Raw genomic sequence first — 270 nt, 5'->3', positions numbered from 1 at the left:
CCCCGGCCCTAGTGAATGCCCTTTTGCGGTAAGTCGTCAGGGAGAGCAAGGGCAGCAGCCTCCTCATCAAACTTTACCGCGCGGTAGTCAACGTACTCATCTGGCACTCGCGGGTAGCCAGGCCGTCGCAGTAGCAATACCCATTCGATATCGACACCAGGGCAAGGGACCTGCAAACCAACAACCCGAGCCATGTAGCCGACCGTGTAGCCCGGATGTGGGGTTTCTTCGAAGTAGATTGTCTTACCGAGGAACTGCAGAGGGTTGATA

General features: G+C 56.7%; 1 protein-coding gene. It reads right to left on the bottom strand.

Annotated features, from left to right (window positions below):
• Positions 1-8: 8 nt before the first annotated feature.
• A partial coding sequence (locus QN399_RS26335) for a hypothetical protein (RefSeq protein WP_330201945.1) occupies positions 9-270 on the bottom strand: 262 nt, incomplete at its 5' end.

This window comes from Pseudomonas sp. 10C3 (assembly GCF_036346185.1).
GTDB lineage: Bacteria > Pseudomonadota > Gammaproteobacteria > Pseudomonadales > Pseudomonadaceae > Aquipseudomonas.
The sequence above is the reverse complement of the archived record's forward strand: the minus strand, read 5'-3'. Positions and strand labels throughout refer to the sequence as shown.